Annotated in this window: 29 protein-coding genes; 8 read left to right on the forward strand and 21 right to left on the reverse strand. The window is 63.9% G+C overall.

The features are described 5' to 3' along the window. Positions 1 to 11: 11 nt before the first annotated feature. Genes OKW35_RS46030 through coxB form a run of 5 tightly spaced genes read right to left on the reverse strand, consistent with a single transcriptional unit; the run spans position 12 to position 5,483 of the window. Entirely contained in the window at positions 12 to 1,340 is a 1,329-nt protein-coding gene (locus tag OKW35_RS46030) for a c-type cytochrome (RefSeq protein WP_429555534.1), read from the reverse strand. Continuing rightward, entirely contained in the window at positions 1,340 to 1,756 is a 417-nt protein-coding gene (locus OKW35_RS46035; protein WP_184067424.1) for a hypothetical protein, read from the reverse strand. Before OKW35_RS46035 ends, OKW35_RS46030 begins: the two co-directional genes overlap by 1 nt. Then, a complete protein-coding gene (locus OKW35_RS46040) occupies positions 1,753 to 2,394 on the reverse strand; it encodes a cytochrome c oxidase subunit 3 (protein ID WP_090810416.1) in 642 nt (213 codons plus the stop codon). The genes OKW35_RS46035 and OKW35_RS46040 overlap by 4 nt, the downstream gene beginning before the upstream one ends. A gap of 1 nt (position 2,395) precedes the next feature. Next, positions 2,396 to 4,393: a cytochrome c oxidase subunit I gene (gene ctaD / locus OKW35_RS46045; protein WP_429493476.1), complete on the reverse strand. Its 1,998-nt coding sequence runs from the start codon at positions 4,391 to 4,393 to the stop codon at positions 2,396 to 2,398. Between the two features lie 28 nt (positions 4,394 to 4,421). Further along, positions 4,422 to 5,483 carry a cytochrome c oxidase subunit II gene (coxB, locus tag OKW35_RS46050; RefSeq protein WP_429555535.1) on the reverse strand — a complete coding sequence of 354 codons (1,062 nt, stop codon included), beginning with the start codon at positions 5,481 to 5,483 and terminating at the stop codon, positions 4,422 to 4,424. Between the two features lie 320 nt (positions 5,484 to 5,803). Between coxB and OKW35_RS46055 the strand changes: the two genes are divergently transcribed. From OKW35_RS46055 to OKW35_RS46065, 3 genes are all read left to right on the forward strand, one after another. Then, complete coding sequence (locus tag OKW35_RS46055; RefSeq protein ID WP_429555536.1) at positions 5,804 to 6,277, forward strand: DUF2778 domain-containing protein; 474 nt, start codon at positions 5,804 to 5,806, stop codon at positions 6,275 to 6,277. Next, entirely contained in the window at positions 6,274 to 6,549 is a 276-nt protein-coding gene (locus OKW35_RS46060; protein WP_429555537.1) for a hypothetical protein, read from the forward strand. Before OKW35_RS46055 ends, OKW35_RS46060 begins: the two co-directional genes overlap by 4 nt. Before the next feature lie 164 nt (positions 6,550 to 6,713). After that, on the forward strand, positions 6,714 to 7,154 hold the full coding sequence (locus OKW35_RS46065) for a DUF2778 domain-containing protein (RefSeq protein WP_429555538.1): 441 nt from the start codon (positions 6,714 to 6,716) through the stop codon (positions 7,152 to 7,154). 461 nt (positions 7,155 to 7,615) lie between these two features. On the opposite strand, the gene OKW35_RS46070 is transcribed toward OKW35_RS46065, so the two are convergent. Then, positions 7,616 to 7,885, reverse strand: a complete 270-nt coding sequence (locus OKW35_RS46070) for a hypothetical protein (protein ID WP_429555539.1) — start codon at positions 7,883 to 7,885, stop codon at positions 7,616 to 7,618. Positions 7,886 to 7,953: 68 nt separating this feature from the next. Between OKW35_RS46070 and OKW35_RS46075 the strand changes: the two genes are divergently transcribed. Continuing rightward, positions 7,954 to 10,410 (forward strand): penicillin acylase family protein, encoded by a 2,457-nt coding sequence (locus tag OKW35_RS46075; protein ID WP_429555540.1) that lies wholly within the window; start codon positions 7,954 to 7,956, stop codon positions 10,408 to 10,410. 43 nt (positions 10,411 to 10,453) lie between these two features. Here OKW35_RS46075 and OKW35_RS46080 read toward each other — a convergent pair whose 3' ends face one another. Continuing rightward, entirely contained in the window at positions 10,454 to 11,419 is a 966-nt protein-coding gene (locus OKW35_RS46080) for a PDR/VanB family oxidoreductase (RefSeq protein WP_429555541.1), read from the reverse strand. Further along, a complete protein-coding gene (locus OKW35_RS46085) occupies positions 11,416 to 12,501 on the reverse strand; it encodes a Rieske 2Fe-2S domain-containing protein (protein WP_429555542.1) in 1,086 nt (361 codons plus the stop codon). Before OKW35_RS46085 ends, OKW35_RS46080 begins: the two co-directional genes overlap by 4 nt. A gap of 185 nt (positions 12,502 to 12,686) precedes the next feature. Between OKW35_RS46085 and OKW35_RS46090 the strand changes: the two genes are divergently transcribed. Beyond that, entirely contained in the window at positions 12,687 to 13,187 is a 501-nt protein-coding gene (locus OKW35_RS46090) for a MarR family winged helix-turn-helix transcriptional regulator (RefSeq protein WP_090809135.1), read from the forward strand. 20 nt (positions 13,188 to 13,207) lie between these two features. Here the strand turns inward: OKW35_RS46090 and OKW35_RS46095 are convergent, their stop codons facing one another. Continuing rightward, positions 13,208 to 14,146 (reverse strand): NADP-dependent oxidoreductase, encoded by a 939-nt coding sequence (locus tag OKW35_RS46095; protein ID WP_429555543.1) that lies wholly within the window; start codon positions 14,144 to 14,146, stop codon positions 13,208 to 13,210. A 204-nt stretch (positions 14,147 to 14,350) separates the two neighbouring features. Here OKW35_RS46095 and OKW35_RS46100 point away from each other — a divergent pair, with 204 nt between their 5' ends. Beyond that, positions 14,351 to 14,584 carry a DUF2795 domain-containing protein gene (locus OKW35_RS46100; RefSeq protein WP_090809131.1) on the forward strand — a complete coding sequence of 78 codons (234 nt, stop codon included), beginning with the start codon at positions 14,351 to 14,353 and terminating at the stop codon, positions 14,582 to 14,584. Between the two features lie 62 nt (positions 14,585 to 14,646). Next, positions 14,647 to 15,558 carry a DUF72 domain-containing protein gene (locus OKW35_RS46105; protein ID WP_429555883.1) on the forward strand — a complete coding sequence of 304 codons (912 nt, stop codon included), beginning with the start codon at positions 14,647 to 14,649 and terminating at the stop codon, positions 15,556 to 15,558. Here OKW35_RS46105 and OKW35_RS46110 read toward each other — a convergent pair. The 6 genes from OKW35_RS46110 to OKW35_RS46135 all read right to left on the reverse strand — a co-directional run bounded on the left by OKW35_RS46110 (position 15,550) and on the right by OKW35_RS46135 (position 20,091). Then, positions 15,550 to 16,212: a UdgX family uracil-DNA binding protein gene (locus OKW35_RS46110; RefSeq protein WP_429555544.1), complete on the reverse strand. Its 663-nt coding sequence runs from the start codon at positions 16,210 to 16,212 to the stop codon at positions 15,550 to 15,552. The genes OKW35_RS46105 and OKW35_RS46110 overlap by 9 nt on opposite strands. 26 nt (positions 16,213 to 16,238) lie before the next feature. After that, positions 16,239 to 16,391 carry a DUF6496 domain-containing protein gene (locus OKW35_RS46115; RefSeq protein WP_018437257.1) on the reverse strand — a complete coding sequence of 51 codons (153 nt, stop codon included), beginning with the start codon at positions 16,389 to 16,391 and terminating at the stop codon, positions 16,239 to 16,241. Positions 16,392 to 16,518: 127 nt separating this feature from the next. After that, positions 16,519 to 17,190 (reverse strand): hypothetical protein, encoded by a 672-nt coding sequence (locus OKW35_RS46120; protein ID WP_316251716.1) that lies wholly within the window; start codon positions 17,188 to 17,190, stop codon positions 16,519 to 16,521. Between the two features lie 8 nt (positions 17,191 to 17,198). Then, complete coding sequence (locus OKW35_RS46125) at positions 17,199 to 18,605, reverse strand: selenium-binding protein SBP56-related protein (RefSeq protein WP_429555545.1); 1,407 nt, start codon at positions 18,603 to 18,605, stop codon at positions 17,199 to 17,201. 260 nt (positions 18,606 to 18,865) lie between these two features. Continuing rightward, entirely contained in the window at positions 18,866 to 19,306 is a 441-nt protein-coding gene (locus OKW35_RS46130) for a zinc-finger-containing protein (protein WP_429555546.1), read from the reverse strand. A 107-nt stretch (positions 19,307 to 19,413) separates the two neighbouring features. Next, positions 19,414 to 20,091, reverse strand: coding sequence for a DJ-1/PfpI family protein (locus tag OKW35_RS46135; RefSeq protein WP_429403615.1), 678 nt, complete (start codon positions 20,089 to 20,091; stop codon positions 19,414 to 19,416). Between the two features lie 160 nt (positions 20,092 to 20,251). Here OKW35_RS46135 and OKW35_RS46140 point away from each other — a divergent pair, with 160 nt between their 5' ends. Continuing rightward, positions 20,252 to 21,226 (forward strand): GlxA family transcriptional regulator, encoded by a 975-nt coding sequence (locus OKW35_RS46140; RefSeq protein ID WP_184067387.1) that lies wholly within the window; start codon positions 20,252 to 20,254, stop codon positions 21,224 to 21,226. A gap of 36 nt (positions 21,227 to 21,262) precedes the next feature. On the opposite strand, the gene OKW35_RS46145 is transcribed toward OKW35_RS46140, so the two are convergent. The 6 genes from OKW35_RS46145 to OKW35_RS46170 all read right to left on the reverse strand — a co-directional run bounded on the left by OKW35_RS46145 (position 21,263) and on the right by OKW35_RS46170 (position 26,544). After that, the gene (locus OKW35_RS46145) at positions 21,263 to 21,823 is read right to left on the reverse strand and encodes a hypothetical protein (protein WP_429555547.1); all 561 of its coding nucleotides are present in this window, start codon (positions 21,821 to 21,823) and stop codon (positions 21,263 to 21,265) included. Positions 21,824 to 22,201: 378 nt separating this feature from the next. Continuing rightward, on the reverse strand, positions 22,202 to 23,191 hold the full coding sequence (locus OKW35_RS46150; RefSeq protein WP_429555548.1) for an MxaL protein: 990 nt from the start codon (positions 23,189 to 23,191) through the stop codon (positions 22,202 to 22,204). Continuing rightward, positions 23,188 to 23,733: a tetratricopeptide repeat protein gene (locus tag OKW35_RS46155; RefSeq protein WP_429555549.1), complete on the reverse strand. Its 546-nt coding sequence runs from the start codon at positions 23,731 to 23,733 to the stop codon at positions 23,188 to 23,190. The genes OKW35_RS46150 and OKW35_RS46155 overlap by 4 nt, the downstream gene beginning before the upstream one ends. Beyond that, on the reverse strand, positions 23,730 to 24,716 hold the full coding sequence (locus tag OKW35_RS46160) for a vWA domain-containing protein (protein WP_429555550.1): 987 nt from the start codon (positions 24,714 to 24,716) through the stop codon (positions 23,730 to 23,732). The genes OKW35_RS46155 and OKW35_RS46160 overlap by 4 nt, the downstream gene beginning before the upstream one ends. Then, complete coding sequence (locus OKW35_RS46165; RefSeq protein ID WP_429555551.1) at positions 24,713 to 25,636, reverse strand: calcium incorporation protein MxaA; 924 nt, start codon at positions 25,634 to 25,636, stop codon at positions 24,713 to 24,715. The genes OKW35_RS46160 and OKW35_RS46165 overlap by 4 nt, the downstream gene beginning before the upstream one ends. Further along, the gene (locus OKW35_RS46170) at positions 25,633 to 26,544 is read right to left on the reverse strand and encodes a DUF58 domain-containing protein (RefSeq protein WP_429555552.1); all 912 of its coding nucleotides are present in this window, start codon (positions 26,542 to 26,544) and stop codon (positions 25,633 to 25,635) included. The genes OKW35_RS46165 and OKW35_RS46170 overlap by 4 nt, the downstream gene beginning before the upstream one ends. Between the last annotated feature and the right edge of the window lie 7 nt (positions 26,545 to 26,551).

Consider the following 26,551-nt stretch of genomic DNA (forward strand, 5'->3'; position numbering starts at 1 on the left):
CGCGTTGGCATTTACTTGCGCAATGCGCCGCGCACGCTCGACACATCGTTTCGCGTGACCGGTCCGGCCGCATTTCCCCATGTGGTCCGAACAAACGTGAGCACGCGGGCCATTTCGGTGTCCGTCAGCTTGCCGGCGAAAGACGGCATCTTGCGCGGCTCCGGTCCCGACTCGGTATGCGGACTGCCCCCGCCTTCGACCAGCAAGCGCACCAATGACGCGCTCGACGCCGACAACACCGCGGGGTTGCCCGCGAGGCGCGGATACTTGTTCGGCACCCCCGCCCCGTCCATCTGATGACAGCGCGCGCAATACGATGCGTAAATGCCCGCGCCGGGTCTTTCCACATCCCCGGTTTTCAGCGCCCGTACGGTTTGCTGCGCGGCGGCGGAGCGGGCGTTGAAATAGCCGCTTGGCGCGCGCGGCGGCAGGCTCTTCAAATACGCGGCGATCGCCGCGAGATCGTCGTCGTTCAGGTACTGCGTGCTGTCTTCGACGACCTGCACCATGCTGCCGAACGGGATGAGTCCGCCGCCGTGGCCGTTTCGAAGGAACTCGACGATGTCGGTCGCGGCACTGCGGCCGAGCCCCGAGCCCGGGTCGGCGCTCAGGTTCGGCGCGAACCAGTGATCGTTGGTGCCTCCCGTCAGATAGGCCGATGCCGACTCGTCATAGCCGCGCTCTTCGTACGCCGGTCCGCGCGGCGTGTGGCAGGCGCCACAATGGCCGAGCGATTGCACCAGATACGCGCCGCGATTCCATTGCGCATCGCGTTTCGCATCGGCTTTGAACTGGCCTTTCGGCGCGAATGCCCAGTCCCAGAACATCAATACCCAGCGCTGATTGAATGGAAACGGCAAGCGCGTTTGCGGGGCAGGCGCCGCGACCGGTTGCACGCCGTGCATGAAGTATGCGTAGAGGGCATGCATGTCGTCATCGGTGATCTTCGCGAACGACGGGTACGGCATCGCCGGATAAAGCCGCTTGTTCCCGGGCGCGATGCCCTCGCGCAACGCGCGTGCAAAGTCGTCATAGCTATAGCGGCCGATGCCGTATTGCGGATCCGGCGTGATGTTCGACGTATAGATCGTGCCGAACGGCGAACCCATGCCGAGGCCGCCGGCAAACGGCGGTGTGGCCTCAGGCGCCGCCCCCGGATGCGGGACGCGCGGCGCGGCGGTGTGGCAACCGGCGCAATCGGCGGCTTTGGCGAGATATGCGCCGCGCGCGACCTGCGCGGCGTCGGTGGAGGCGCTGGCGGCGTTTGCGGTCGCTGCTAGCGTCAGCGGGCATGCGGCCGCGATGGCGAACCTGAGCGCGTTGAGAACGTCGCGCTTCATCACCACCACCTGCACGGCGATACGATCGCGACCGCGGCATCCGTTGCGATCAATGCGAACAGAAACAGCGTGCTGCACATCACCGCGACGTGCGTCAGAAACCAGTCGAGTTCGGCACGCGTGCGGCGCTCGCCGTTCAGCGCACCGAACTTCAGTGGCGCGACGCGGCGCAAATTGCGCCACGCGACCCACGTGCCGAACGCGCCCGCGATCAGACACACGGTGCCGAGCGCGACGAGCGCCGGACGCATCCACGACACGAGCGGCGCGCCGAGCGGATGGTTGTGCGGATAGCAGGCCTGCGCCGCGAGCGCTTCCGCGAGCATCATCTGCAACAGCCACGCGAACGGCGCCGCGAGCAGACCGATCAGCACGTAGGGCATCGAGATGTGCGAGTCTCTGGGCGCTGTCGTCATGACCACTCCCGGAACAGATACGGCGTCAGATACAGCGTGCTGAAAATGAACAGCCAGACGACATCGACGAAGTGCCAATACAGCCCACCGACCGACAGCGCCGCGCAGCGTTTGTCGTCGAAATAGCCGAGCGCGGTCCAGATCGCCAGCAGCGTCAGCACGACGATCCCGACCAGTACGTGCGCCATGTGAAAGCCGGTAATCGTGAAGTACAGCGAACCATAGAGATGCGAGGTCAGCCCATAGGGGTGGTTGTGCCATTCGCGCAACTGAATGCCCAGGAAGATGCAGCCCAGCACGATGCCCACCGCCATCGACGCGACACCGAGCCGCAATCGCCGCCGACGCACGCAGCGCTCGCAGAACCAGACGAACACGCTGCTCGATAGCAGAATGACCGTATTGGCGCTGCCGAGCCCGAGCTTCGGCAATCCTTCCGGCGGCCAATGCTGCTGGCTTTGCGAGGCCAGATACAGATACGAGAAGATCAGATAGCCGAACAGCGCGCCTTCGGTCGTGATCAGCGTGAAGCAGCCCCACCAGCCGCTCGATCGCTCGCCCGCGCTGCCAACCGGCAACGCACGCGCGGTCTCGTCCGGTTCGCTCGACGAGCGATTGAGATCCAGTGCATCGCTCATGTCAGCCTCCGGCATCCTCGACCGCGACCGGCTCGCGCTGGATCAGCGCGCGCTCGGGCCACAGCCACGTGATGATCGAGACCGCGCAGCCGGCCAGCATCGCCCCCACGAACACCCAGGCGGTCAACGCGAGCCCCGCGAACAGTAGCGCGGCAAAGACCGCGAGCCAGAACGGCGCGTACGAATCTTCGGGCATCTTCAGGATCACGTCGGGACTCGCCTCGAGCGCGGTCGTGCCCAACGCTTCGCGACCTTGCGCGAGCAGATAGCCTTCGTCGAGTTGCGAGCGTGTTTGAACCGCGTCGCCCGGCTCTTCGATCCGGCCTTCCCACAACGGATGCCGGCTCGCGAGCGTCGGCACCACCGCGAAGTTGTACGGCGGCGGCGGCGAGCTGATCGACCATTCGAGCGTCGGCGCGTCCCACGGATTGTTGCCGGCGACCTTTCCGCGCCTCAGGCTCACCGCGATATCGATCAGAAACAGCAGCACGCCGGCCGCAAACAGGAACGAACCGAGCGACGTGACGAGATTCACCGTGTTCCAGCCCATGTCGGCGGGATACGTGTACATGCGGCGTGGCATGCCGAGCAGTCCCGCGATATGCATCGGAAAGAACGCGACGTTGAAGCCGATGAACAGCACCCAGAACGCGAGCTTGCCGAGACGCTCGTTCGTCATCCTGCCGGTGAATTTTGGAAACCAGAAGTAGATGCCGCCGATCACCGGAAATACGTTGATGCCAAGCAGCACGTAGTGCAGATGCGCGACGACGAAGTACGTGTCGGTGAGTTGCCAGTCGAACGGCACCGCGGCCGTCATCACGCCGGAGACGCCGCCGATCACGAACAGCAGCACGAAGCCCGCGAAAAACAGGAACGGCACGCGATACACGGGGCGACCGGTCCAGATCGTCGCGACCCAGGCGAACGTCGCGACCGCGCTCGGCACCGCGATGACCATGCTGGCCGAGCCGAAGAACGACAGCGCGAGCGCGGGGATACCGGTCGCGAACATATGGTGAATCCACACGGCAAAGCCGACCACCATCGTCGCGACCGTCGCCAACGCGACCGGCCCGTAACCGACCAGCGGCCGGCGGCAAAAGACCGGCAACGCATCCGACACGATGCCCATGGCCGGCAACACGACCACGTAGACCCACGGGTGCGCGAAAATCCAGAACAGGTGCTGCCAGAGCAGCGGCCGCCCGCTATTGACCACGTCGAAGAAATGCGTGCCGATGCGGCGGTCCATCCACAGCATCAGAAACGCGAGGCTCACCGACGGCACCGCCAACAGATTGCCGGCCGACGCGGTCAGCGTGCCCCACACGAGCACCGGCACGCGATCGAGCGACATGCCCGGCGCGCGCATCCTCAGCAGCGTGACGACGAAGTTCATCGCGCCGACCGTCGTCGAAATGCCGAGCAGCACCATGCCCAGCGCGTACACGTCGATATTCGGGCCGTTGCTGTACTCGAGGCCGGACAGCGGCACGTAGTTGAACCAGCCGGCGTCGGGCGCCTGTCCCGTCGGAAAACTCGCATACAGGAAGATGCCGGCGAACAGGAACACCCAATACGACAGCGCGTTCAGGCGCGGAAAGGCCATGTCGCGCGCGCCGAGCACGAGCGGCCATAGATAGTTCGAGAAGCCGGACAGAACGGGCAGCGCGTACAGAAAGATCATCGTCAGTCCGTGCATCGTGAACAGCTGGTTGTACTGTTCGGGCGTCAGCACCGTTGCGTTGGGGCGCGCCAGTTGAACGCGCATGATCAGCGCTTCGACGCCGCCCATCAGCAGAAAGATGAACGCGCTCACCAGGTAGCGCAAGCCGATGGTCTTGTGATCGACCGTCGAGAACCAGCCGCGCCAGCCGGGCCGCGACTCCCAGATTTCGCGCAGCCGCTTTTCCTGCTCGCTGCCGGGCTCGACACGGCCGCGCCGCGGCGTGCGGGTCAGCGCGGGTAGCGAAGCGGAAGCGGGATGATCGGACATTGAACGGGCTCCTCGAGTGCGATGCGCTTCAATGCAGCGTCGCGAGATACGCCGACAACGCGGCGGCCTCGCTGGTGGTCAGCGCGATACTGGGCATCAGTGCATCGGGTTTGATCCGCTGGGCGTGCTCGATCCAGTCGAGCAGATGGTCGGGCGTGTTGCTGAGCGCGCCTGCCGCGATCGTGCGACGCGAACCGAGATGGGTCAGATCGGGCGCCTGCACGCCAGTCGCCTTGGTGCCGCGAATCGTATGGCAACCGGCGCAGCGCTCCTCGAACAGATGCTGGCCGGCCGCGACGGCCGCGTCGCCCGTGGGCACGGTGGCCCCGCGTCCCTGCGCGTCGCGCCACGCGTTGAACGCCGCGGCGTCCTGCGCGATCACTTCGAACGCCATATGCGCGTGCTGCGCGCCGCAGAACTGCGAGCACTGCCCACGATAAATACCGGGACGGTCCGCCTGCAGCCACTGCTCGTTGGTTTGGCCTGGAATCGTCTGCGTCTTGCCTGCGAGTTGCGGCACCCAGAATGCGTGCACGACGTCCGCGCTTTTGAGTTCGATCTTCACCGGCTCACCGACCGGAATATGAATCTCGTTCGCCGTGCTGAAGTTGCGGGCGGGGTTCGGATCGTCGCGGTAATCGGCTTTCCACCACCAGTCGTAAGCGGTCACGGTGATCGTCAATTGCGGATCCGACGCGGGCGACGCCACCGATTCGAGCGTGATCAATGCATAGACCAGCATCGCCAACAGCACGACCGACGACACCGCGGTGCCGATGAACACCCAGCGGATGCCGCCGGGCTCGGCGCTCAGCGCATCCGGTTGCGCCGCGGGACGCTTGCGGACCATCGCGCCGATCAACAGGCCAGCGACGATCAGCGTGACCAGCGTCACGATCGCGGTGAAAACCCAGCCGAGGTACAGCGTCGGACGAGCCGCCGGGCCAGCCGCATGCAGGAAGTAGTTCAGCGGCGCCACCGTGTTCGCGTGTGCGGAGTTGGCGAAACCGATAGCCAGCGCCGGTAACAATGTGACGCTGCCGCGCGTGACGCGCCGGCCTGACGTTCCGGATGCTTCCGCTGCTGCCACTGAGAACCCCGCTGACAGTGATGACCTTTCGACACGCGCCGTCGCCTGCGAACGAGGCGACGTCCGAGCACATCAGCAAAAATCAGGCCGCGTCTGCCGAGAGTGCGGGCGTGAGGTTGGCGCTGACTCGTATAGGTCAGCAGAAGGGTGCATTCGCTCGGTTATGCGAACGCGCAGACGAGCTGCTGCGTAGGCAGGAATGGTTGCTGCAGAAATTTTTCAATAATGGCCTTCTCAAAATAAATTGCCTTTAAAATGGCCGCGCGGCATAACTGAACTATTTTTCTTATATCACACTTGTCAGTCGATATGGAGGACTGATGCTTCAATGCTCATTCAAACTGAATAATAAGCCAATGAGCGAATTTCGCATTGGCGCTCTATCCTTTCCTGCATACTCGGGGCAGGAGAATTATATCAATAAGGCTGTTGGAATGTGCACGCCGAAGTATGGCGCTATTCCCGTCGGCAGATATTACATCTTCGACCGAAGATCCGGAGGCATTCTCGGACCATGGAAAGATCGGCTTAACCTGAATGGCAATAACAAGAGCGAATGGTTCGCGCTCCACGCTATCGACGGCGATATTGATGACGACAAACTCTTATGCGACGGAATCATTCGCGGCCGATTCCGATTGCATCCAAAGGGAAGATTGGGGAAAAGCGAGGGCTGCATCACTATCGATCAACTCGCGGACTGGCGTCATATCCGTTCAATACTAACCGATACGCCGAAAGTTTCAGTTCCCGGTTCGGAACTTAAAGCGTACGGTGAAGTGACGGTGAGATGAGAAAGCTCCTAATCTGCCTCGCGGTCGGTTTCGGCTTACTGCTCGCAATCTTTGCCAATGCGCTGTGGTGGATGATGAATCCCGAAGCGCCCTTGAACTTTTCGAACCCGATATGGAAATGGGCGGTTCGTCTGTATGGGGTCAAGACGGCATATCAAGAATCCGACCTGGCCTTCCTCATGTCGTCGGCCGCAATCGTGCTAGGGTTCGCCGCAGCTGTGCTGGTTTTCCGGCGGAGCAGGAAGCGTGGTCAGCGAAAGCTTGACGACTAACCATCTCACGGTGGAAATAATCGCTGTTGGCGCGGAAATCTTTTTTAATAGTGGTTTTCTCAAAATAAATCGCCTTTAAAATGGCCGTACGGCATCACTGAACTATTTCTTATTTCACTCTTTCCAGTCGATATGGAGGACTGATGCTTCAATGCTCATTCAAAATGAATAATAAACCGATGAGCGAATTTCGGATTGGCGCACTATCGTTTTCTGCTTACTCTGGGCAGCAAGGTTATATCAATAAGGTGGCCCTAACGTGCACGCCGGTCTTCGGCGCCATACCGGTCGGCAGATACTATCTTTTTGATCGAAGATCGGGCGGGAAGCTCGGTCCGTGGAAAGATGCGCTCAACCTGAATGGCAAGAGCGAATGGTTTGCGCTCCATGCAATCGACGGGAATATCGACGATGACTCGGTCCTTTGCGATAACATCGTTCGCGGCCAGTTTCGTTTGCATCCAAAGGAGAGATTCGGTAGGAGCGAGGGGTGCATAACGATCGACCAGCAAAGTGATTGGCAGCGTATCCGCTCGATACTCATCGATACACCGAAAGTATCAGTACCTGAACTTAAAGCGTACGGCGTAGTGACGGTGGCATGAAAACAATCCTGCTCTGTCTAGCTGTCGGCATAGCTTTCGTGCTCGCAATCTCTGCTAATGCAGTCTGGTGGATTTGGCATCCGGATACGCCCTTGAACTTTTCGAACCCGATATGGAAATGGGCGGTTCGTATGTATGGGGTCAAGACGGCATATCAAGAATCCGACTTGGCCTTCCTCATATCGTCGGCCGCAATCGCGCTAGGGTTCGCCGCAGCTGTGCTGGTTTTCCGGCGGAGCAGGAAGCGTGGTCAGCGAAAGCTTGACGACTAGCCATCTCCCGGTGGAAATAATCGCTGTCTCAGCACCAAAAGTTGCGCCTGACGCCCGCCGCCCAGCGGGTTTCGCGCGGCTAGCTCCGCTCGCACGTCCGGTCGCCCAGCCTTGAAAACCGTGTCATGCCATGGACGGCGCCCAGCGCTTTCGGCAAGGCTTCTTGCACTCGTGGACCGAGAACATTCTTCAAGGCAGTTTTGCCTTGGCACGGTCCCACCATGACGGCGGTAGCTCAATTTCTCCGTCGTCGCCTTCCGCCGATGTGTCGTATATCAGAGAGTCCTCTGTCCAGAACAGCCGGATTCGCTCCGGATATCGATAAACTCGCTCGGCGAGCAATTCCGCCGTAGTTGCGCGGTACAGCCTCAAGGCGATCCGGTCACGGGGCAGATATGCATACCGCGCGATGTATTTCCCGTCATCTGATATCGGAGCACGCCCAAACGGGGCGTCCATTCACAATCTTCCTTGACGCCGAGCGACACGCCCGTCACCGCTCAACGTTCGCCCAACCACAAAAGGCCATGCGTTCGAACGTCTCTCTGCTCCGCCGCCTCGCCGCCCTGCTGATCGCCCTGCCCGTCGCCGCCGCTCTGCCAAGCTGCGCGAGCCCCGATGCGGACAACGTCGCGCACACCGGCCCGTATCGCGCCGACATCCGCCGCACCGCGCTCGGCATTCCGCACATCAACGCCGACAACTGGGGCAGCCTCGGCTACGGATACGGCTACGCGCAGGCGCAAGGCAATCTGTGCACGATGGCCGAAAGCTTCGTCACCTATCGCGGCGAACGCTCGCGCTTCTTCGGCGCCGACGCGCGGCCCACGCTCGGCGCGACGTTCGGCCAGCCCGACAATCTCAATTCGGATTTCTTCTTCCGTTTCATCGTCGACGATGCGACCGTCGCGCGTTACCGCAAAAGCCAGACCGACGACATGCGCGCGTTGATCGACGGCTTCGTCGCCGGCTATAACCGCTACGTCGCCGATCTCGCGCACGGGGATTTCCCGGGCGCGCATGCGGCCTGCCGCGCCGCGCCGTGGCTCGGCAAGATCAGCAACGCGGACTTGTACCGGCGTCAGATCGCAGCGAATCTGGCCGGTGGCGAGGCGCGCTTCATCAACGCGATCGCGACCGCGCAACCGCCCCAGCCGATGCCGGTGCCGCCGCAAAGCGCGTTGCACGACGACGCCCCCGTCGACCCACCGCTCGCCGAATTCGGCGGCCATGCGGGCATCGGCAGCAACGCTCTCGCGTTCGGCGCGGACGCGACGCACACCGGCAGCGCGCTGCTGCTCGGCAATCCGCACTGGTTCTGGACCGGCCCCGATCGCTTCTACCAGGCTCAACTCACTATTCCTGGCAAGCTGAACGTCAGCGGCGTGTCGTTTCTCGGCGTACCGCTGATCATGATCGGCTTCAACGACAACGTCGCCTGGACCCATACCGTCTCCACCGCGAAGCGCTTCGGCCTCTTCAAGCTGACGCTCGAACCTGGCGCGCCAACCCGGTATCAGGTCGACGGCAACAGCGAAGCGATGACGCCGACGCGCGTGAACGTCGAGGTACGCGCCGCCGACGGTTCACTGCATACCGTGTCGCGCACGCTGTATCGTTCGCGCTTCGGACCGCTGGTCAATCTCGGCACGATGTCGCCCGCGCTCGCGTGGAATGCGCAGCAAGCGTTCGCGCTGCGCGATATCAATACCGACAACTTCCGCGTATTCGAAAACTTCCGCGCATGGAATCAGGCGGCCTCGCTCGACGATTTCATCGCCATCCAGAAGAAGAACGCGGCGGTGCCATGGGTCAACACGCTTGCGATCGGCCGTGACGATCCGCGCGTCTGGTACGCGGATATCGGCGCGACCCCGGACGTGCCCGACGAACTCACGCAGCGTTGCACGCCGCCGGTCGGCCGGGCACTGGCGCGGATCATGCCCGGCGTGCCGGTCCTCGACGGTTCGCGCAACGACTGCGACTGGCGCGACGAGCCCAGCGCGGTACAGCATCATGCGTTGCCGGTCGCGCAGATGCCGTCGCTGCTTCGGCGCGACTATGTCGGCAATTTCAACGACAGTTACTGGCTCAGCAACCCGGCCGAACCGATGACCGGCTATGCGAAGATCATCGGTGCGACCGCGACGCCGCAGACGCTGCGCACGCGACTGGGCCATACGATCGCGGCGCAATTGCAGAGCGATCCGCATGGCGTTTGCGCCGATGCGCTCGGTCACGCTGCGCTCGACAGCCGCTCGATGTCGGCGTTGCTGTTCAAGCAACCCGTGCTCGACCGTCTGTGCGGCAGCGACACGCTCGCGGCCCTGCCGGCCGACCTGAACGCCGACCCGCAGCGCGCGGCGTGCAGGGTTCTCGCCGCATGGGACGATACGGCCGCAGCCGACGCAGTGGGGGCAACCTTGTGGGACGAACTGTGGCGACGTCTGCTGACGATACCGCCCGCGCAGCTATACGCGGTACCGTTCGATCCCGCGAAGCCGTTGACCACACCCGCGGGCATCGCCGCCGATCCGGCGCAGCTCGCCGCCGCGCTGCATGACGCGCTCGCGGCACTGCAACGCGCCGGCATCGCGATCGATGCACCGCGCAGCGCGGCGCTCTACGTGCAACGCAACGACGAGCGCATTGCGCTATTCGGGGGTGGCGACGCGGGCGGCTATTTCACCTCGGCGTGTGCCGCGCATCCCTTCGATGCGAGCGGTTATTCGATGAACGTCAAGCCAATGGGCGACACCTATCTGCAGATAGTGTCGTTCGCCGGCGCTCAGGTGATCGCGCGCACGCTGCTCGCACCGTCAGAATCGGACGACCCGGCGTCGCCGCACTATGCCGACGGGACGCGCGATTACGCGGCCCAACGCTGGACGATTATTCCGTTCTCCGAAGAAGCGATTGCGCACGACCCGGCGTTGAGTGTGCGCACGGTAAGTTCGGCGGATTCTGAGGGAAAAGCGCAATAAATAAGCGGTACGACGGGCATCAGGCCCGTCGTACCGCAGAAACTCACAGATCGAGCACCAGCAGCGGCGATTTCGCGCGCGAGCAGCACGGCAGGAACTGATCGTTTGCCGCGCGTTCCTCGTCGGTCAGATACGAATCCAGATGATCCGGCTCGCCGGACAGCACCCGCGTCAAACAGGTACCGCACACGCCCTGCTCGCACGACGTGATCACTTCGACGCCATGCGCGGCGAGCGCCTGCACGACCGTGCATTCGGGCGGCACGTCGATCGTCGCGCCGCTGCTCGCGATGCGTACCTGGAAGCTGCCGCCCGTCGCCGCCTGATTCGCGGCCGCGCCGAAGAACTCGTAGTGCAGCCTGTTTTCCGGCCAGCCCTTCGCACGCGCGGTCTCGAGCACGAAGTCCATGAAGCCGCGCGGACCGCAGACATACAGGTGGGTGCCGGCCGGCGCATCGCTGAGCGTCTGCTCGATATCGAACGTCGAGCCGCCCGGATGGTCATCGTGATGAAGCTGGACCGACTTCGCGAAGCCAGCTTGTGCAAGACGCTCGACGAACGCCGTACGTTCCTTCGAGCGCGTGCAGTAGTGCATGTCGAACGAAGCGCCCGTGGCGGCAAGCCGCTCGGCCATGCAAAGAATCGGCGTGACGCCGATCCCGCCCGCGAGCAGCAGATGATGAGCCGCATCGTCGGCGAGCGCGAAATGATTGCGCGGCGCGCTGATCTGCAGGCGATCGCCTTCGCGGACCAGATCGTGCACCGCTTTCGATCCGCCGCGTCCCCCTTCGTCGCGCAGCACCGCGATCAGATAGCGATGCGTTTCGCGCGGATCGTTGCACAACGAGTACTGACGCACGAGCCCGTTTGGCAAATGCACGTCGACGTGCGAGCCGGCGTCGAAGGCCGGCAACGCCTGAGCGTTTTCGCTCGCGAGTTCGAAGCTCGCGATACCGAGCGCTTCGTCGCACCGGCGCGCCACCACCACATTCAGCACGGGATGATTCATGTCGCCGTCCGCACGGGAATGACGCGAGTCACTTCAGCCTGCGGCGCGCCCGTCTCCGCGCGTTCCTGCGCGACGAGCCGATCGATCACGCGACGCGACATCACGCCGCCCGCATCGATATTGAGTTTCAGCAGATTGCGCTCGGGCCAGCGCAACAGGTTCTGCTGCTGACGTTCGAGCATCTCCAGATCTTCACTGAAAATCTTGCCCTGCCCTTCGCGGATGCTCGCGGTCAGCGCCGGATCGTCGGGACGGAAATTGCGCGCCATGCCCCAGAAATACCAGATCGACGTTTCCGTTTCCGGCGTGATGAAATCCACCACGATCGACGACGCTTTCTGGTCGGCCGGCGCGTGATAGCCACCATGCCCGGCATGCGCGACGCCCACCTCGATCAGCACGTGACTCGGCGGCGTGAAGTGGCAGATCTGCCAACGGTCGACGGGCACGTCGTCGGCGAGACCATTGCCGCGCAATGCCATCTTCCAGAACGGCGGCGCCGCGACGTTTTCCATGAAACGGCTCGTGCGCACGGTATCGCCTTCGGCCACGGTTTTCGGCGCGGCTTCGTCGATTTCCTTTTGCCCGATGCTGTTCGCGTGCACATAGGTCTCGTGCGTCAGATCCATCAGGTTGTCGATCATCAGCCGGTAATCGCAGCGGATGTGATAAAGACCGCCGCCGTACGCCCATTCGGCACTCTCGGCCCACTCCAGATGATGCAGCTTGGCGGCATCGGCCTGCGCCGCATCGCCGGGCCACACCCAGACGAAGCCATAGCGCTCGATCGCTGGATAGCTGCGAATCGATGGAAAGCCGTTGACGCGTTGCCCCGGCATGCCGGTCGCCTTGCCCTGGCAGCCCATTTCGAGGCCGTGATAGCCGCACACGAGCGTGCCATCGCGCACGAAACCGAGCGACAGCGGCGCGCCGCGATGCGGACAGAAGTCTTCGAGCGCGACCACGGCGCCTTCCGCGTTGCGATAGAAAACCATCGGCTCGCCGCAGATCTGCCGGCCGAGCGGCTTATCCGCGACTTCATCGGGCATACATGCGACGTACCACGCGTTCTTGGGAAACATGTCAGTCTCACTCCCTGAATTATTCGTGCATTGCATTCAGCCTACTCATTGAGATTCAGTGTACTCAATGAGTCTTTAATGATTAAATGAAGGTTTTCCCCTAGACGAACTTTCAATCAGGTAACACGAACGCCGGTTCGCCATTTCCATTCGCAACGAAAAGGCGCGAGGTCTTCAGAACTAATATGGTCACTTCAACCGATACCAGCACTTCCGCGATCAGCATCGATCTGTACGACCAGCCCGGCCATTTGATCCGACGCGCGCATCAGATTTCCGTGTCCATGTTTCATGATCTGATCGGACGCGAGGTGACGCCCGTTCAGTATGCGGTGCTCAGAATGCTGCAGGAATTGCCCGGACTCGATCAGGTCACGCTCGCGCAGCGAGTCGGCCTCGACACGTCGACCACCGCCGATATCGCGGTACGGCTCGAAGCGAAAGGCTGGATCGTGCGCGAAGTTCTGCCGCGCCGCCAGCGTCGTCTATTGCTGACGCCGGCTGGAGAGCAGTTGCTCGATGAATTGATCCCCGGCGTCAACGCGCTCAATCACGGCCTGCTCGACGGGATGGGAGACGAGGATGCGCGAGAGCTATTGAGACTGTTGAGAAAGTTCGTGCATCTGAATAACGATCAGAGCCGCGCGCCGCTGCGCAGCGCGAGCGACGACGCGAATCCGAACTAGCAGACAGCGCGCTCTCCGTACTACGACGCCACCTCCACCACGATCTTGCCGCGCACGTGGCCCTTCGCGAGCCGTTCCAGCGCCTTGGCCGTCGCATCGAACGCAAACCGTTCGGCGACCACGACACGCACGCTGCCCTTGTCGAGCAACGACGCGATCTCCGTCAATTGCCGGCCGTCGGGTCGCGCGGTATAACGCGTGGCCCGTGCGCCATGGTTCGACGCCTCGGTCTGCGACGGCTCGTTGAGCGTCGAGACCAGCGCGCCACCGGTCGCGACGGCCGACCACGAGCGGCGCTGCGTATCGCCGCCGATCAGATCGAACACGAGGTCGATGTCGCGCGCGACGTCTTCGAAGCGCTGCGCGTGATAGTCGATCACGCGATCCGCACCGAGCGAGCGCACGAACTCGATGCCGTCGCCGGACGCCGTAGCGTACACTTGCGCGCCCTTCTGCTTGGCGAACTGCACGGCGAAATGTCCAACGCCGCCCGCGCCCGCATGGATCAGCACGCGGCCGCCGGCTTCGAGGCAGCCGTGATCGAACAGGCCCTGCCATGCGGTCAACGCGGCGAGCGGCACGGCGCCCGCGGACCCCACATCGAGTTTTTCCGGCGCATGCGCTAGCGCGCTCGCGGACACGACGACGAATTCCGCGTACGCACCCTGTCCCTGGCCAACGAAGCCATACACCTGCTCGCCCGCGCGCCATTGCCCGACGCCCTCGCCGACCCGTTCGACCACTCCGGAAAAATCGCGCCCCAGCGTATAGGGCAGTTTCTCTTCACGAATCAACGGGTACTGGCCCGAGCGCGTCTTCAGGTCCACCGGATTGGCGCTGGCCGCGCGCACGCGCACCAGCACCTGGCCGGCGCCAGGCTCGGGGATCTCGATCTTCTCGGCCTTGAACACCTCGGGACCGCCGAAGCGGTGAATGCGATAGGCGAGCATCGTGCTCATGATGGCCTGCTCCTCGAAAGGTCCTGTGTCAGCGGCGCTACTTTGCCGGCTGCGCGCAATTCGCGTTCCTCATCGCTGGGTTCTTTTCCATTCGCACGACGTGCGCCGCTGGAAAACTCAACACGAGCCCGCGCGCTGAGGCACGAGATATGCGACACGTAGCAGTAGGCGCGCAGTCGTGATGTACTCATTCAAGGAGGAACCATGTCACAGCACCCCGCCCATTCCCAGGATCACCGCCACCCCGGTCAGCCGAATCCCGCTGACGTCGAAAAAGCAATCAGTGGTGTGAATTACCCGACCACACGCGAAAAGCTGGCCGCGCAGGCGCGCAAAAATCAGGCGAATACCGACATCGTCGATCTGGTCGACCGTCTGCCCGATCACAATTTCGACAGCCCGGCCGCGGTCGCGAAGCAAATCGCGCGTATTCAATGACGCTACGATCCGTCGAGTCGGAGCCGGACGCCGAACCCCATTCCGCCGGACTCGACGCGCGAATGAAGAAAACCGGCGATGTACGTATCGGCATTTCCGGCTGGCGCTACCAAGGTTGGCGCGGCAGCTTTTACCCAGAGGATCTCAAACATGCAGCGGAATTACAGTACGCGTCGGCGCTATTCGGCACGATCGAAATCAACGGCACGCATTACAGCCTTCAATCGCTCGATAGCTGGCAGCGTTGGTACGCGCAAACGCCTGACGGCTTCGTGTTTGGCATCAAAGGCGCGCGCTATCTGACTCATATGCTGCGGTTTCGCGATGCGAGCGCACGTGTCGGCATCGCGAACTTCTTCGCGCAGGGGCTACTCGCGTTGAACGAAAAGCTTGGTCCGATCCTATGGCAATTTCCGCCCTCGTTCCGATTCGAGCCCGAGGCAATGGAGCGCTTTCTGAGCGTGTTACCGTCCGACGTCGCGAGCGCATCGGCGCTGGCGAAGCAACATGATGCGCGTGTCAAGACGCCTTACGTCGCCATCGATCGCAAGCGGAACTTGCGTCACGCGGTCGAAGTGCGCCACGCGAGCTTTGTCGATCCGGCGTTCGTGACCTTGCTTCGGCATTACGGGGTCGCGCTCGTCGTTTCAGATTCCACCGAACCGTGGCCCGTCGCCGAAGATCTGACGGCGGACTTCGTCTATCTTCGCCTGCACGGCAGCGAAGCCAAATACTCGGGTTCGTATGGAGACGACGCTCTGCAACGATGGGCCGAGCGAATCGATGCATGGCGCGGCGGCTCCCAGCCTGCCGACGCGCGATTGATCGCGCCGCAACTCAGGCCGCCTCGCCGAGCCGCGCGAGACGTCTACTGCTACTTCGACAACGATGTAAAAGCTCGGGCGCCGTTCGACGCACAACGATTGATGAAAAGCCTCGGATTACGAGCGACGCACGTGCCGGCGTCACCCTGAGCGCTTGCCGCCGTGGGCCAGCTTCTGTGCGGTGCGCAACGCCGCGACGATGCGTTCGTACACCTCGCGACGCGTTTCAGGGTCCGGCGCGCGCAGCGCAAACGACGGATGGTACGTCGCGACCACGCGTTGCTCGCCGCGCTCGAGCGTTTTGTCGAACGCGTCCTGCAAGCGCGCGTGCGAGTCGTGAAGAACCGCTTTCAACGCGGTCGCGCCCAGTGCCACGACCACGCGCACATGCGGCATGTCGAGCTCCTGCTCCAGCCAGTAGCCGCAAGCATCCACTTCACGCTGAGCGGGCGTTTTGTGCAAGCGACGCTTGCCGCGCGCGATCCACTTGAAATGCTTGACGGCGTTCGTCACGTAGACGTCGTCACGCTTGACGCCCGCTTCTTCGAGCGCGCTGTCGAGCAACGCGCCGGCCGGCCCCACGAAGGGCTTGCCCTGCAGATCTTCCATGTCGCCGGGTTGCTCGCCGACCAGCACGATCGACGCATGCCGCTGCCCTTCGCCGGGCACGGCCTGAGTCGCGTTGCGCCAGAGCGCGCAACGGCGGCAATCGTCGAGCTTCGCCGGATGCTGATCGGGTTCGACATCCGCTGGCTCCGATTGCGGGTCGCCATGCGCGCGCTTTTTCTGCGGCCTGTCGGTCATGGGTACGACCGCGCGTGCTGAACCGCTTATTTCTCACTCTTCTTCGGAATCTTCGCGCCCGACTTGCGCGCCTGATTCAACGCGATCGCGACAGCCTGCTTGTGTGGCTTGCCATGCTTCGACTCGGTCTTGATGTTGTGCGACACGGTCTCTTTCGATGTCCCTTTCTTCAGCGGCATGATCTTCTCCGGGTGTAGATGACGAGAGGAAAAATCAGGACCCCGCACGGAATGGCGTCCCTGCACCGAAGCTACGCAGCATATGCTGTGCCCGGGAGCCTCATCGGCCGGATCGGCCGCGTCGAAATCAACCGGAAACGCCCGCTGCCACCGCGTTCAACGCCAGCGACACGCCGCCCACCAGAATCAGACTCGACGCCCATACCGCATCAAGATTGAACCAGCTGCGCGACACGAACCTGAGCCCAAGGTAGCGATAAACGAGCCATGCGAGCACGCCGCCGGCCATCGTCATCGCGGCCGCATGCACCGCGGAGACCGACAGCGCCATGCGCAGACTCGTTTCGATCAGCGTTTGGGCGGCTTGGTGCGCGCTGTCCATTGCGTCTGCGCGGCACAGACCGAGGTAGATCGGCACCAGCATCAAGCCGGCGCCGTGCGCGATCGCCACCGCGAACGACCAGAGCGCGAGCCGCGACGGCGGAATTCTCGCCAGTACGCGCGGATGGCGCCGGCGCATCAGCAACACCAGACCGAAGCCGATCACCAGCACGCTCGCGCCGATCTGCATCTGACGCTGCCACGCGAGCACACTGGCCAGCATCGCGAACGGCAGCATCATCAGCAATATGGCGAGCGCGTGCCCCGCCGCGAGATAAAGAAGCGCTACGACCAGCGCTTGCGAGCGCCGCTGCATCAGCGCGTTCGACACCGCGAGCGGCCACCCCATCGCCGGATTGAGTCCGTGATACACACCGCTCGCGAGGACGGCCAGCCACAGTGCCGCTTGCGGCGACACCGCGCCGCTCAAACGCCCACCGAGGGATAGCAGAACGAATCGGTCGAGCAGTCGCCGCCTTCGAGGCGAATCTGGTGCGCGCGATAGCCGGCGGGAAACTCGACGAAGTAATCTTCGGCGAGCTCGAGACCGCCATTGGGGTCGGCATGCGCCATGACTTGCACGCCGGGCACACCGTCCGGGTAGAACTGGTCGTCCCACGTCGAATAGAGCGAGTTGGTCCAGTAGATGCGCTTGCCGTCGCGACTGATCTCGACCATCTGCGGACCGCCGGCGAAAGCCTTGCCGTTCGGATGCGGCGCGCAATGTTCGATTCCACCGATGCGCACCGAGCCCGTCAATTTCGGCTTGCGCGGTTCGCTCACGTCGTACTGGCGCATCTCGCCGGTGCCCCAGCAGGAGACGTAGAGGAATTTATCGTCGATCGAAAGATCGATGTCGGTGACGAGCGGCGGCACCGCGCCGAAACCTTGCAGCAGCGGCGGCAACTCGTCGGCATGCGCGGGCTCCGGTGGAATGGTCGCGGTCTTCTCGATGTGGAAGTGGCCGCCTTCGCGCCACCAGGTCCAGATCGACCCTTCCAGATTCGTCGTATCGACCACGACGCCGATAAAGCCGTACTCGCGGCTCGGGTCGTGCGCGGGCCGCACTTCGAGCGCCATCTGATGATTCGCGCCGAGATCGAGCGTCTGCACGTTGCGCCTCGCGCGCAGATCCCAGAAGTGCACGCGGTGGCCGTATTTGTTCGCGAGCAGGTCTTCGGGCACGATGCCGTTTTCGAATTGCGGCGGCAGCGCCCATTCGGTCGACACCATGTAGTCGCGCGGCAGATTCCACCAGAAGTCGTAATGCTTTTCCTGCGCGCCGCGCTCGATTTCCCAGCGGCCCAGCACCTCGAATGTTTGGCAGTCCATGATGAAGATTCCGGGCGGCCCGTCGGTGCCGTCCTTGCCACCACCGCCGAGCGTGCTCACGTAGATGCCCTCCGGTCCGCAATGCACGGTGTGCGGACGCGAATAGCCGGTCTTGCGGAAAATTTCCTCCGGCTCGATGATCTTGTGAATCTTCGCCTGGGTCGGATGCGGCTTCGTATCGACGATATAGATGCGCGACGAGCGCATGCCCGGAATGATCAGATAGCGACGTTCCAGAAACGCGTGGCCCGTCAACGGCGACAACGCGGACGAACACGCGTTCCAGCCGAAGTGATGGAATTCGTCGCCCTTGTTCGGCACCGGCACCGTGTGGACCACCTGGCTATAAGTCGGCGAACCGGGCTTCACGTCGATCACGGCGAGCGCGTCGGGCTGCGAGGAGTCCGGACTTAGCAGCACCGTGTACGCGTATTCTTCCGCCGGCGCATCCATCGCGAGCTTCGGCGATGCATGAAAGGTAGGATCGGGGCGCATTCTCATGACGGCACTCTCCCTGTCGTTCGAACGGTTCTGAACGGAAGCCCGGCCCGCCAAAAATCGAGCCAGCGTAACTTTAGATTTGTAGTTCACGATAGCGGCGGACGCAACCGGAAATTTGCACCCGAACGCAGGTGCGATCCGACTGCCGGGCCGCATCGCACGAGAACTGCCAATTTGGGGGGGTGAAGAGGCGCGGGGAAGGCGGTATGGCGGGGTGGTATTGGAGGAATGAAGGATGCTAATCGCTTGAGGATATCACGCTATCTCGCACGCCGAGCCTCGACAAAGGCCTCGACATAACGCAGCGCCTGTTCGCACTGCTCGGGCGTGAACGCGTGAATGCTCGCCGGAACCGGATCGAAGCCAAGCTCGGTCGCGACCCACCGGATCGCTCTCGCGCGGGCTTCGAACGCGTTGACACCATCGCGGCGCACCTTCCCGGCAACGAGCGGTTCGAGCGCATCCTGCAGCTTGCTCTTCGACTCGCGCAACGTTGCGTCGGCAAGGCGGCCGAGCGGCAGGTTGTGTTTGCTGCGCGAATAAACGCCGATCCACGCCTGACATGCGGTGCAGATCCACAGCGGCCCTTGATCGCTGCGATAGGGGTAGGATTCGTCGCCGTAACGCGCGAGCAACGCACGGTTGCCGCAGTAGTCGCATGACGGCTGCGGCAGTGCCTTGACGGGCTTGCCTACGCGCATGGGCAGTGCCCCGGGGAAAATTCGCCGTACTTCATCGCATCGATCCGACTGGCGGAAACGGGTAGAGCCACACAGTTTAATGGAATGCCCGTACCCGCATGCAAGACTTAGCTTCTCTGCGCGATCTCCATCACCACCCGGCGCCGCGCGGCCAAGCCTTCCGCCGACCGTCGCCGGACCAGTTCCACCACCGCTTGCGGCGCCAACGCCGGATCTCCCGCGTCGAACGGCGGGGCTGGCGCGTATTCGAGTTCGAGCTGGATCGCCTGCGCCTCTTCTGCGCCCGCCAGTTCGGCCGCGACGGTCAACCCGAAATCGATGCCCGCCGTCACGCCGCCGCCGGTAATCAGATTGCCATCGCGGACCACACGCGCATGTGTCGGTATCGCGCCGAGCGGTTCAAGCAGCGAGTGAAACGCCCAGTGAGTCGTCGCGCGCCGCCCGCGCAGCAAGCCGGCCGCGCCAAGCAGCAACGCGCCGGTGCAGACCGACGTCACGTAGCGCGCGCTGGCGGCCTGTCGGCAAACGAAGTCGATCGTTTGCTCGTCTTGCAACAGGTCGGTCACGCCGCTTCCGCCTGGCACACAGATCACGTCGAGCGGCGGGCAGTTTTCGTAGGTCGTGCTCGGCGTCAGCACGAGCCCGTTACTCGACACCACGGGCTCCCGTGTCTTCCAGATCAGATGCATCGTGGCGCCCGGCAACGATGCAAGTACGTCGTGCGGGCCAGTCAGATCGAGTTGCTGTACTTTCGGAAACACCAGAAAACCGATTTGCAGGTTCATAGGGATACCTTATTCAGGGAGAAATCGAAACACGTGATCCGCCGCGTCTTCCAGGTGGACGGATTGATTCTATGCGCGTAGGCTTTGGCAAGACTGCCATTAACCCCAGTTTTTCTGCCACGCGCGCGCGCTCCCTCTTACAGCCCCTGTTACACACGATATGTCCAGCGCTCCCCCCTCCATCGTGCTGCTCGCCTTCCCCAACATGCAACTGCTCGACGTCAGCGGTCCGCTGCAGGTATTTGCGTCCGCCAATGAACTCGTCGCGCAGCGTGGGCTCGACGAACTCTACTCACCCCGCGTCGTGGCAGCCGAAGCCGGGCCCGTCACGTCGTCGTCGGGACTTGCGGTACTCGCCGGTTCGCTGCGCTCGGTGAAAGCGCCGGTCGATACGCTGATCGTTCCGGGCGGCTGGGGGATTCGTCAGGCATCGGCCGATCAGCGTCTGATCCGCTGGACGCAGCGCCATGCGCCGCATTGCAGACGCGTTGCCTCGGTCTGCTCGGGCGCGTTCCTGCTCGCCGAGGCGGGACTGCTCGACGGCCGCCGCGTCGCCACGCATTGGGGGCGCTGCGACGAACTCGCGCAGGCGTATCCGCAACTGCGCGTCGAAGCCGATCCAATCTTTATTCGCGACGGGGCTATCTGGACATCGGCGGGCGTCACCGCCGGCATCGACCTCGCGCTGGCCATGCTCGAAGAGGATCACGGGCGCGCGTTGGCGCTCGATGTCGCGCGCGAGCTCGTCGTGTTTCTGAAGCGGCCGGGGGGTCAGTCGCAGTTCAGCGCGACGCTGTCGCTGCAACATGCCGACGACCGTTTCGGCGAATTGCATACATGGATGACGTCGCATCTCGCATCCGACCTGTCGGTACCCGCGCTCGCGCGACGGCTTCATATGAGCGAGCGCAGCTTCATGCGCCACTACAAGGCGCAAACGGGCCGCACGCCGGCCCGCGCGGTCGAGCAGTTGCGCATCGAAGCGGCACAGCGCTTGCTAAGCGAGACATCCTGGTCGATCAAACGAATCGCGGCGCGGTGTGGATTCGGCAGCGAGGAAACGATGCGCTGCAGCTTCGTGCGTCAGCTGCGCGTGGCGCCGCAGGTGTATCGCGAGCGCTTTTCGTCGACGTGACTCGTCGACGTGAAATGCGCGGCCGTCCGACATCACTCAGTAGCGACGTTTGACGATCAGCGTCGCGCCCGTATCGTGAGAATGCAGAACCGCGACGCGCGCGGTGCCGGAGAACACCCAGTCGTCGATCGTCAAGGACAAGCGTCGCTGCGGTGACTCGCCTATCGACAACACTGAACTGTTCATCTGAACGATGGACAATTGCGGCGCGGTAGATGGACCCAGATGCAAAGGATTCGAAGCATTTTGCGCGACAGGTTTTGCGCCCGGTTCGGACACCGGCGCGAACTCCGGTCCGGACGACACCAATGCCTTCGCAGTGCCGAGCTGGACATCGCGCGTCACGTCCACACTATAGTAATTCTCCATTTGCGCGAAGAACGGCTTGCCCTGATCCCCGTGATACTCCATCGCATAGCGCTGCTGCTCGAAGTAGTGCCGAGGCTCGGGAATCGGCGGCACGACTTCGACGGGCGACGCGACGATGTTGGCGACCATCATCGCTTGCGGCACATCGCCGAAGGGGCCGCCCGCAAACGCGTAGCCGCTCATCAAGACGAGTACCGCTCCGACAATCCTCTCGTTTTGGCACGTCATCGCATGCCTCCAGTGAAGGAATTGAAATGTCACATGACACGGCGCACCCGTCGAACCGAGCGCCTTGCAGCGTCGCTTGCACTCAGACATTGTAGTCAGTCATTGGCGTACTGGTAGGTCAAAGTGTTAGGTATCTCGCGTGCGTGGCGAGCGCATGCGCCTTCGCGACTCGGCGCTGGAGTCGACGTCGAAGTGGACCGATTGAGAATGATTCCTGGCAACGCTCTCCGGCCACGAAGACCGGCAAGAGCTTCTGGCGTAAGCCTCGTGAGTCGAACGAATCCGGCAACTCTTGCGAGGTTTCGCAAGCAACTACGCTGCTCGATTGGATACCTGCACCTTCAACCGTTGCAGCGTCAACGTTCGCGCTCGCGTGAGTCAGTCGACTCGTGTCGGCCGGCCATTGAATGCCGGCGCGATCTGCAAAACGATCGTTCGAATGCGCTTTCGCCAGGCGCGCGGCCATGCGAGAACGGCATCCGGCATAAAGCGCGCGACGAGCAGCAGCAACGCGAGCAGCGCTGGACACCAACGCAGATCGGTCGGCACCGGTTCGCGGCGAGCGAAGCGCGCATCGAGCAGCGCATCGCCGAACGATGTCACGTTCAGCAGGCGCCGGTAGTCGAGACCAGTCTGCCCCGCCACCGACGCAAGGTACTCGCCGCGCAATTCGGACAACTCCTCGTGCGTTTGCGCCTCGACACCGGAGCCTGGCGTCGGCAGCTGGATCACGTCGTCGGCCTGCCAGTAGCCGATCCGGTTACCGTTGGCGTCGGTCTTCGGAATGGCCGCGGGCTGGTCGCCGCCGACGCCGATCAGCCAGCCCCTGATTCGCGCGGCATTGATGCCCTCCATCAGCGGGCGCGCCGCCGATACCGGCGGCGCCTCCTGACCATCGGTGACGAACGCGATGGCCGCGCCGCCGACCTCCTGCGCGACCCGCACGGCCGAATACACACCGCCCTCGGCAATGCGGCTCCAGTCGGTCCAGCGCATGCGCCCGTCGATGCCGTCGAGCGACACCAGCAGCGCGTCGTAGTTGCCACAGACTTCGACCGGCGCCATCAGCAGCAACACCCGCTGCCCCGTGAACACGCTCCAGCCGACCTTCGAGCCGCACGGCAAGCGCCCGAGCGCGTCGCGCATCGAGGCCTGCGCGAATTTGAGCCGGCTGACCGGAGCGCCGTCGAGCACCACGTCCTCGACGTCCATGCTTTGCGTGATATCGAACGTCACGATGTAGTTAAACGTGTTGCGCGGCAAAGTGACGTCCGGCATCGCAACCGCCGCGATCAATGCGACGAGCGCGAGCGGCGTCAACGCCTGACGCCAGCTTGCGAAGCCGCGCTCGCGCGAGACGCCGCTCATGGCAAGTCCTGGCTCTGCGGGTCACGCAGCTTGACGTTGTGCTGCTCTTTCACATCGGGCCCGGCGAGCGCGGACGGCGTTTCCGGCGCAAGCCACAGCGCGCGCTCGAGGTTGTAGCGTGCGTCCCAATCGTCGGGCGCCGCGCGCAGCGCGAGCCGGTAGCGCGCCTTGGCCTCACCGATCATCGCGAGAGACCTGACCGTCTGCGCCGTGTCGCCGCTGCCTTCGCGCAGGTACAGGTTGCCGAGATCGAACAGCGCCGCGCGGCCGACTTCGTCAGGCGGGCTGCCCTCGGGGATCAGACCGTTATAGAGCCGCGCCGCCGCGTCATACGCGCCCGCTTTCGACAGCGCTATCGCGCGGGCCAGTTGAACCTCGCGCGAGTCGTCGCCGGCAGCCTGGTCGCGCGCAGCGGCGTTCGTCGCGAGAATGGCCTGATCGACGCGCTCCGCGTGCTGCAGACGGACGAAGCCAGACGCGGCCCACGCGGCGCAACAGATCGCCACGGTGCCGAACAGCGTGTGGATCAGCGCGCGCTTCATGCCCAGCTCCTGATCTGCAACTGGTGCAGCAGCACCAGCAGCGCCGAACAGAACAGCGCGAGCGCGAAACAGTACAGACTCAGGTCCTGGCGAGGCAGATGCTCGACGAACGTCGTCGTCGCGTTCTGCTGCCGGTTGATCTCCGCGATCGCCGCCATCATCGCCTTCGGGTCTTCGGCCTGAAACAGCCTATACGGTGTCCTGAGCGTCAGAAAGAAGCGATGCAGCTGCGCTTCGGCCGAGGTTCCGCTGACGGGCTGCGTCGCGTTCAGATCGGGACTGAAGACGCTGCTGCGCAAGTAGATGAAGTAGAGGGCGATCCGGTTGCGTCGCAGTCCCGCCTCGATGCGCCGTTGCATCGTTTCGTCGAGCAACGCGCCGCCATCGGAGACCAGCACGATCGCGCGGCGGCCCGACGACAAGCGCCCGTCGAACTGCGCGATCGCCGCGAGCATGCCGCGATCGAGCTCGGTGTCCGGCATGCCACGGCCAATCGCCGTCGCCGCGACAGCGGCCTCGATCACGCGATGGTTGTACGTGAACGGCATCGCCAGCACGGGGTTGGTGCCGAACATCATGAACGCGAGCCGGTCGTTGGGCCGCTGCTCGACGAAGCGCGTCAACGCGGCGCGCGCCACGTGGTTCTTGGAGTCGCCGCGCGGCGCCTCGACGCCCTTGCTGCCCATCGGCTCGTCCATGCTCGCGCTGCGGTCCATCAGGATCAGGATCTGCGCGCCGCTGCCGGTGCGCAGCACCTGCAACTGCGAGCGCCCTGGCCCCGCCAGCCCGACGACGATCGCGGCGATCGCCAGTGCCGCGCCGCCGCGTACGAGCCAGCCGGCCGCGCGTCCGAGATCGTCGGCGGGCAGCCACGCGACGCTCGAAAACACCAGCGTGTCGCTGCGTCGCCGCAGCAGCGGCAGCGCGGCGAGCGGCAGCAGCACCAGCATCCACGGCAGGGCGAAATCGAGGCTCATGGTCATCGCTGATGGCGCCTCTCCGCCCGATACAACGCACGGCACAGCGCGTGCAACGAAAGCTCGCCGGGATTCCCGACGGCCTTCGGCGCCGGTGTGAAAAAGCGCTCGGACGACGCCAGATAGAAACGTTCGAGCTGCGCGCGCAGCGGTTGCAGATAGGGCGCGCGCGCGAGCAACGCGGATAGCGAAGCCGCATGCACGACCTGGCCAGCGGTTTCGTTCAGTGCGCGATGCAGGCAGACCCACGCATCGTTCGATGAAGCAGCGGGCGCCTCCGGCAGCCGCTGCATCTGCCGCCATGCACGCGCGAACGGCAGCCGTGCCGCCTCGCGTCGGTTGCGCGCCCACCACCAGCTCGCCCACGCGAGCAGGGTCGCGAGCAGCAGGCCGAGCGCCCACGCGATCTGCCGGCGCCAGCCGGCCGTGCCCAGCATGGGTGCCTGACGATCGGGCCGCAGCGGCTGCAAATCCCCTGCGGCGAACGCGGTTTGCGGCGTCAACGGTCCGATGCTCGCCGGCCATTCGGCGACCTGCAATTGCGTGCCCGCCGCCGACGTCAGCGTCAACGCGGGCAACGTGATCTGCGTGAGCGTCTGCGGCGCATTGACGACCTGATACGCGATCACCATCCACTTGCGGCCGTTGGCATCGGTTTCGAGCGTCACGGGCCGGCGTTCGAGCCACACGCCCGTGCGTCCGACCGAAGGCGGCGTGACCGCGCCGATGTCCCGATCGTTGGCCTCCAGCAGCACGCGCTGCGTCAGCACATCGCCGAGCACATAGCCGAACGCGCGCGGCTCCTGAACGAGCGCGGTCGCCACGGCGGCGCTGGCCGTCGCGCTCGCGGCGCCGCAAAGCGACGCGATCAGCATAAGCAGCGCCGCCCGACGAGCGACGCCACCGCGCACACCGCGCGCGCTCATACCGTCATCTCCAGAAAGTAGCGCGACATCGCTTCCGGATCGAACGCGCCTTCGACATAGAACGGCCGGATGCCGCGCGCGCCGAACCCCGCGGCGAGTTCGTCGCGACGGCGCGCGACGCCTTCGCGCCAGCGCTCGCGCACATCGCGGGAAAGCCACACGCGACGCTCCTCGCCGGACTCCGCATCGTTGACGGCCAGCAGCGACGCGTGCTGCGGCGGCGTGATCTCGGCCGCGTCCCACACGACCATCGGCACCACGCACGCATGCACCAGCATGTCGAGTACCGACGACAGTCGCGCGAGCGGCCAGTGGAAATCGGACACGACGAACACGAGCGCCTGGCGTCCAGCGATACGGATCGCGCAACGCCGCAATCCTTCGACGGCCGCGCGTCCGGCCTGACCTCCGGCCTGACGTTCTGCCTGACCATTCGCCTGACGATCAGCCGTTTCACCGGCGCGTTCGCGCAGCATGCTCGCGAGCAGCGAGCCCGTGCCCCGCCCCGTGCGCGCCGGCATGAACAGATCGTCGCGTTCGCCGCCATCGAAGGCCAGCATGCCGAGCCGGTCGCCGACCCGGAACGCGCTATGGCCGAGCGCTTCGACGAAATCGGCGGCGACCTCCAGCTTCGTTTTACGGCTGCCGAACCGCATCGACGCCGATACGTCGACGATCACGAACACCGGCACCGCGACGCGCTGCAAATGCACGCGCACGAGCCACTCGTCGCGCGCCGCGCGCAAGCTCGCGCGCAGATCGAGCCGGCGCGGGTCCGGGTAGTCGAACAACCGGCCGTGCATCGCGAACTGCTGACCCGAGCCGAAGCTCGAGCCCGGATGCGAGCCGGGCCGCGCGCCGGCCGCGCGCATCGGCAGACGGTAGTGGAATTCCGCGGTGTCGTTCATCGTGGTG

This window comes from Paraburkholderia sp. MM5477-R1, assembly GCF_050436385.1.
Taxonomy (GTDB): domain Bacteria; phylum Pseudomonadota; class Gammaproteobacteria; order Burkholderiales; family Burkholderiaceae; genus Paraburkholderia; species Paraburkholderia tuberum.

Coding starts and splice junctions, on each gene's coding strand:
- OKW35_RS46030 (WP_429555534.1), bottom strand. CDS start 1,340: ATGAAGCGCGACGTTCTCAACGCGCTCAGGTTCGCCATCGCGGCCGCA.
- OKW35_RS46035 (WP_184067424.1), bottom strand. CDS start 1,756: ATGACGACAGCGCCCAGAGACTCGCACATCTCGATGCCCTACGTGCTG.
- OKW35_RS46040 (WP_090810416.1), bottom strand. CDS start 2,394: ATGAGCGATGCACTGGATCTCAATCGCTCGTCGAGCGAACCGGACGAG.
- ctaD (WP_429493476.1), bottom strand. CDS start 4,393: ATGTCCGATCATCCCGCTTCCGCTTCGCTACCCGCGCTGACCCGCACG.
- OKW35_RS46055 (WP_429555536.1), top strand. CDS start 5,804: ATGCTTCAATGCTCATTCAAACTGAATAATAAGCCAATGAGCGAATTT.
- OKW35_RS46060 (WP_429555537.1), top strand. CDS start 6,274: ATGAGAAAGCTCCTAATCTGCCTCGCGGTCGGTTTCGGCTTACTGCTC.
- OKW35_RS46065 (WP_429555538.1), top strand. CDS start 6,714: ATGAATAATAAACCGATGAGCGAATTTCGGATTGGCGCACTATCGTTT.
- OKW35_RS46070 (WP_429555539.1), bottom strand. CDS start 7,885: ATGGACGCCCCGTTTGGGCGTGCTCCGATATCAGATGACGGGAAATAC.
- OKW35_RS46075 (WP_429555540.1), top strand. CDS start 7,954: ATGCGTTCGAACGTCTCTCTGCTCCGCCGCCTCGCCGCCCTGCTGATC.
- OKW35_RS46080 (WP_429555541.1), bottom strand. CDS start 11,419: ATGAATCATCCCGTGCTGAATGTGGTGGTGGCGCGCCGGTGCGACGAA.
- OKW35_RS46085 (WP_429555542.1), bottom strand. CDS start 12,501: ATGTTTCCCAAGAACGCGTGGTACGTCGCATGTATGCCCGATGAAGTC.
- OKW35_RS46090 (WP_090809135.1), top strand. CDS start 12,687: ATGGTCACTTCAACCGATACCAGCACTTCCGCGATCAGCATCGATCTG.
- OKW35_RS46095 (WP_429555543.1), bottom strand. CDS start 14,146: ATGAGCACGATGCTCGCCTATCGCATTCACCGCTTCGGCGGTCCCGAG.
- OKW35_RS46100 (WP_090809131.1), top strand. CDS start 14,351: ATGTCACAGCACCCCGCCCATTCCCAGGATCACCGCCACCCCGGTCAG.
- OKW35_RS46105 (WP_429555883.1), top strand. CDS start 14,647: ATGAAGAAAACCGGCGATGTACGTATCGGCATTTCCGGCTGGCGCTAC.
- OKW35_RS46110 (WP_429555544.1), bottom strand. CDS start 16,212: ATGACCGACAGGCCGCAGAAAAAGCGCGCGCATGGCGACCCGCAATCG.
- OKW35_RS46115 (WP_018437257.1), bottom strand. CDS start 16,391: ATGCCGCTGAAGAAAGGGACATCGAAAGAGACCGTGTCGCACAACATC.
- OKW35_RS46125 (WP_429555545.1), bottom strand. CDS start 18,605: ATGAGAATGCGCCCCGATCCTACCTTTCATGCATCGCCGAAGCTCGCG.
- OKW35_RS46130 (WP_429555546.1), bottom strand. CDS start 19,306: ATGCGCGTAGGCAAGCCCGTCAAGGCACTGCCGCAGCCGTCATGCGAC.
- OKW35_RS46135 (WP_429403615.1), bottom strand. CDS start 20,091: ATGAACCTGCAAATCGGTTTTCTGGTGTTTCCGAAAGTACAGCAACTC.
- OKW35_RS46140 (WP_184067387.1), top strand. CDS start 20,252: ATGTCCAGCGCTCCCCCCTCCATCGTGCTGCTCGCCTTCCCCAACATG.
- OKW35_RS46145 (WP_429555547.1), bottom strand. CDS start 21,823: ATGACGTGCCAAAACGAGAGGATTGTCGGAGCGGTACTCGTCTTGATG.
- OKW35_RS46150 (WP_429555548.1), bottom strand. CDS start 23,191: ATGAGCGGCGTCTCGCGCGAGCGCGGCTTCGCAAGCTGGCGTCAGGCG.
- OKW35_RS46155 (WP_429555549.1), bottom strand. CDS start 23,733: ATGAAGCGCGCGCTGATCCACACGCTGTTCGGCACCGTGGCGATCTGT.
- OKW35_RS46160 (WP_429555550.1), bottom strand. CDS start 24,716: ATGACCATGAGCCTCGATTTCGCCCTGCCGTGGATGCTGGTGCTGCTG.
- OKW35_RS46165 (WP_429555551.1), bottom strand. CDS start 25,636: ATGAGCGCGCGCGGTGTGCGCGGTGGCGTCGCTCGTCGGGCGGCGCTG.
- OKW35_RS46170 (WP_429555552.1), bottom strand. CDS start 26,544: ATGAACGACACCGCGGAATTCCACTACCGTCTGCCGATGCGCGCGGCC.